4 protein-coding genes are annotated in these 4,854 nt (G+C 27.5%); all 4 read left to right on the top strand.

The annotated features are described in order from the left end of the window. The first annotated feature begins 192 nt into the window (after positions 1 to 192). Complete coding sequence (locus T390_RS0103390; protein WP_027335081.1) at positions 193 to 1,785, top strand: potassium transporter TrkG; 1,593 nt, start codon at positions 193 to 195, stop codon at positions 1,783 to 1,785. A 12-nt stretch (positions 1,786 to 1,797) separates the two neighbouring features. Then, a complete protein-coding gene (locus T390_RS04140; protein WP_156930767.1) occupies positions 1,798 to 2,388 on the top strand; it encodes an MAG0130/MAG3770 family membrane protein in 591 nt (196 codons plus the stop codon). Then, positions 2,388 to 3,230, top strand: a complete 843-nt coding sequence (locus tag T390_RS0103380) for a putative PEP-binding protein (protein WP_027335080.1) — start codon at positions 2,388 to 2,390, stop codon at positions 3,228 to 3,230. The genes T390_RS04140 and T390_RS0103380 overlap by 1 nt, the downstream gene beginning before the upstream one ends. Positions 3,231 to 3,359: 129 nt before the next feature. Next, complete coding sequence (locus T390_RS0103375) at positions 3,360 to 4,751, top strand: lipoprotein 17-related variable surface protein (protein WP_027335079.1); 1,392 nt, start codon at positions 3,360 to 3,362, stop codon at positions 4,749 to 4,751. Positions 4,752 to 4,854 lie beyond the last annotated feature (103 nt).

Genomic DNA, 4,854 nt, shown 5'->3' with positions numbered 1-4,854 from the left:
ATCTTTTCTATTGCTTTCTAAACAATAGTCTATTATTAAAATAGATTTTTATTATTTATCGTTTTAGGCGGAACCTCACTTTTGCATTTTATAAAATTTTTAGTAGTTTAATGACTGCAGGAATTATCCTGTAAATCTAATATAATATATTTATTATAATTATGTATTATATTATTGATAAAAAGAGAGCTTATGAAATCAAATAAATTATCAAGATGATGAAGGGATTCAAAAATCAGAGCTTTTTTCAAAAAGCTTTGGGGATTAAGAAAAACCGGAACAAAAATAAAATATATCTTTATAACCTATGTTGTAGTTATTTTAGTATGTACCTTATTTTTAAATAGTTCCATTTCACATAATCCGGATTATGTAAATGCAATTGGATATAAAAAAATAACATTTGCTGATGCCTTTTTTACTGTTTGTAGTGCCTTTAGTGATACTGGTTTAGTTACACAACAAACATATATAGCTTGAAATACGTTTGGGCAAGCGGTTATCGCATTCTGTATACTTATAGGCGGTTTAGGAATTTTTGCTTTAAAAATATTCCTTATTAACATAATCTTTTTAGGCGGGCGTACATCAATGAGTGATGTAGAGCTCGTATCTCACGAAAGAGGGAATAGCGACTTCTTTAAAACTAAAAGAATGATTGTTGACTCTATTATCTTTTTACTAATAGTGCTGATTTTAGCTTCTATTGGCTTATCGTTCTATTTCTATTTTGTTTCACCAAGCACGGCTAAAAATTCATCTTATTATGTTTTAGATAGTGTTTCGGGGACACAAATTATAAATGACTATATTAGCCCACATAAAAACCTTTCATTAAGCATTAGATATGGAATTTTCCATTCAATAAGTGCTTTAAATAATGCTGGCTTTGATATTATTGGAAATAATTCATTGCTGCCATTTTATTCCAATTATTCATTGCACATTATTTTCATAATCTTATTTGTTATCGGCGGTATTGGATATCCTGTTATTCATGACTTCTTTAATTTTATTAGAGTTAAATCTAAAAATAAGAAAGCTTATTATTCTTGAAGTTTATTTTCAAAAATTTCCGTATCAACCTATTTCATAACCACATTATTTGGGTTCTTATTCATTTTAAGTTTTGAACTTGCCGCTAAGCAAAACGCATTTTTGAACACAAATTTAAGCCCCGATTTATATGGCAGTAAGTCAGACAGAATTTGAGCATTATTTTTTACAACCTTATCAACTAGAAGTGCTGGATTCTCATTATTTAATTTATACGACTTATCTCAACCATCTATATGAGTTTTAACATTATTAATGTTCATAGGTGCAGCACCAGCCTCTACTGGTGGTGGTATACGTACAACTACTACTGGAATCCTATTTTTAAGTATTTTTAGTAAAATTTTCAACCGCCCTAATGTTAGAGCATTCAAACGTAGAATTGATGATGATACAGTAAAAATGAGTGCAATTGTTGCTACTATTAGTATCTTTATTGTACTATTAGTAAGTTTTATTTGTATGTCAAGTTTAAGTACATTTGGTGGTCAAATAGGAACTGCAGAATTTGGATCAACTCACATAATTTTTGAAGTGGTTTCTGCATTTGGTACTACCGGATTAACCTCTGGTGTAACATCTAAATTAAATGTTGTTTCACTTCTTGCTCTTTGTGCAATTATGTTTATAGGACAATTTGGCATAAGTAGTAGTGTCTTAATTTGAAATAACAAGAAAAACTCTTCGTATAAATATGAATATATTACTGAAGCAGTTGCAATCGGATAGGAGTTTTTATTTATGAATTCAACCATAAAAGAAGAAAAGTTAAATAAATTTGCTAGTTATTCACGAAAGAAAGCAATTTTATACTCAGTAACATTTTTAAGTTTAGTTTTAATACTATTTATAATTACTGCCTCAATAGTTTTTTTAGTTAGATGAAAATGAAACACTTTGGTAATGTCTTTTGTTATTTCTGTGGCTGTTTTATTGGCATTTTGGGCAGTTTTTCTAGGGCCTTTGCTTGAAATGCTGAATTTATCATTTATTCTCATGAGAGGCTTAAATGGTGATGAAAACGCTTGAAAAAGTAAACAACCTTATTCATGACTTTTAAAATTTGAAGTAAATGTTGCTATTTACTCCTTCAATATGATTAATAAAAAAGAATTACGTTTTAATAAAGAAGAAAGACAAGAATTATTTTTTATGTTTTCTAGATTTTCAGATGATTCATCTGCCACCTATTCTGAAATTGCTAAAACTCAGGCAGATATAAGAGAAAAGATAGAAGAATTAGAGAAAAAGATTGAAAAAAATAATAATCTATCTACTTCAAAAGATCTTAAATGCAATCAATTTAATGACGAAAACAACAAGGATAAATAATGTTCAATAAAACTTATACAAAGGATAATTATTTAATTAATTTTACAGTTTGAATCAATAATTTCGCTACTCTTAGAAAAAGTTATAAAGAACAAGTGAAATATATTTTGGTTGATACTAATTTTATTTCAAAAGAATATGATTTAACGTCTAATTTAAACGAGGTGCAAAACATTTATAACGAAATATGTATTAAAGCTAATGCTGACGAAATTTACTTTAAAACAGCTGATTTAGATAAATATAATGATAATTCTTCTAATTTAATTACTCAAATTAAACTAATTTTAAAAGCTTCAAAAAACAAAAAAATAAAAGTTGTTTTTCCAAATATAAATTCAATTGATAAGCTTTTAAAAATGATAGAAATTCTTAAAAAAGCACATGATTTAGTAATTGCTGAAGATAATTATAAAGACGTAAAATATCCAAAAATTGGAGTTATTATTTCAAATTTCTATGGTACTTTAATGTGTCCAAAAATTTCTAATTATGTTGATGCTATCTTTTTAAATACTGATTTATTTTACTATGTATATTTTGATTGAACTCCGGCAATAGTTGATTGTTTAAAATTTACCACTATAGCATCTCAATACAATAAACAAAGCCAAAAAGAGTTATTTGTTTATGGAAAACTTTTAAACAGCTCTAGATACTTACCAATTTTAATTGGTGCAGGGTTTTCAAATATTATTTTACCTGTAAGTAAAATAGAATCATACGCAAAAATAACCGAAGGTTTTAATTTATCTGAATGTATTAACTTTGTAAATAATATTCGCCAATCTTGTGAGACTTGAGAAAATGTTGAAACAAAAATAGATTTATTTTATGAATAATCTAATGAGCAACTTTGCTCATTTTTATTTATTTACTGAAATTTTTGCCATTTATTAACTGGTGTAATTATCTCTTAGTTCATAAGAATTATAATTATTATGATTAATTAAAATTTATTAAGGAGACTAATGAAAAAAACAAAGTTAATATTGATTGGAACAATTGCTTCAGCTGCAATTCCATTTGTTTCAGTTGTTTCTGCTTCTTGTGAAAAAACGACTGAAAAACAAAAAGGAGCTGAAAACGCAACTACAAACCAAAACAATACATCTAAACCTGCCGATACTTCAAGTACACCAGTTGATTCTGCGAAATCACAAGCTGTTAACTTGTTGAACGAAAAAATTGACGCTTTGCCAATGGATGAATATCAAGTTAAAGATAAAGAAAATACCTTACCATCTGATGTTACTTTAGAAAAACTTACACAACAAACACCTAGCGAAGATGGCGTTGAACGTATAGTACAAATTAAAGATCAGAATAACCAAAAAGGTACGCTTGTTATTTCATTCAAATTAAGAGACAAAAACGGCAATGAATCGGGCGAAAAAGACATTTTTGTAACCAATTTATTAAAAGCTGCCCTTTATTCGGTTGAGCAATTAAATGAAATGGTTGCAAGAATGGATTCAGATACTATTTATCTGCCTAAGAAATATGAATCATTACCATCAGAATATGATTTTACAGAAGCTTCAATTAGCTACAAACTTGGTCAATTAAAAGCCGAAAGTGGTAAATTATTTGTTGAAGTAAAACTAGTTGAATCAAATGATTCTGCTGGAAATGCAAAAATTACTGTTAAATTAATAGATAAAACTAACGGAAAAACAAAATCAACTGAAGCTAAAGAATTAACTATAAGTGGTTTTAAAGCTTCTAATCCTGCCCAAGATTATGTTGAAACTGTTAATTTAGAAATTCCTAATATTTCTGAAAAAACAATAGATAGCATACAAAATGCTGACATACAAGTTGTGGGGGGGATTAAAGAAGGTTATGAGCTAATTATTACTCAAACTCAGATCAAAGGCAGTGAGCTTTCAATTTATTTCAAAATAAAAGAAAAAGCTTCAAACCTTGAATCTTCTTCAAAATTAGTAAAATTATCCGGTTTTAAAGCGTCAGAAGGAAAACAATACTTAAATTCATTAGTACATAGACTTTCTGAAGAAAAAACTTTATTTGTAATTGATGAAACCAAGAAAGCTGAGCTTAAACAGGCGTTTGATATCAATATCAAAAGTAATAAAAGTTATGTAAAAATTGAAAATGGTATTTTCAAAAATGACAAAAAATGAGGCAAAACAATTACAGGTATTTCAGTTAATAGCCAAATAACTAGTTTAAATACTCACGGTAGAGGTGCTCAACTCGGTTGAACTGTTCCAAAATCAGGTTCTAACAAGGGTATTTATGTTACAAAAAATAGTGATGTATATACATTGCATTGATATTGTGTTTTAAGTGATGGTTCATTTGATACAGAAAAAGAATATACTTTAGAAATAAATTAATATATTTTAATGGTTAACCTCAAAATTTGGGGTTAATTTTTATTTATTGTATAAATAATGATATTTTTTCAGTATTTTTGATGTTGTTTACAAAAAAAAAAAA

Origin of the sequence: Mycoplasmopsis felifaucium ATCC 43428 (genome assembly GCF_000687775.1) — a bacterium.
Classification (GTDB): domain Bacteria; phylum Bacillota_I; class Bacilli_A; order Mycoplasmatales; family Metamycoplasmataceae; genus Mycoplasmopsis; species Mycoplasmopsis felifaucium.
The sequence above is the reverse complement of the archived record's forward strand: the minus strand, read 5'-3'. Positions and strand labels throughout refer to the sequence as shown.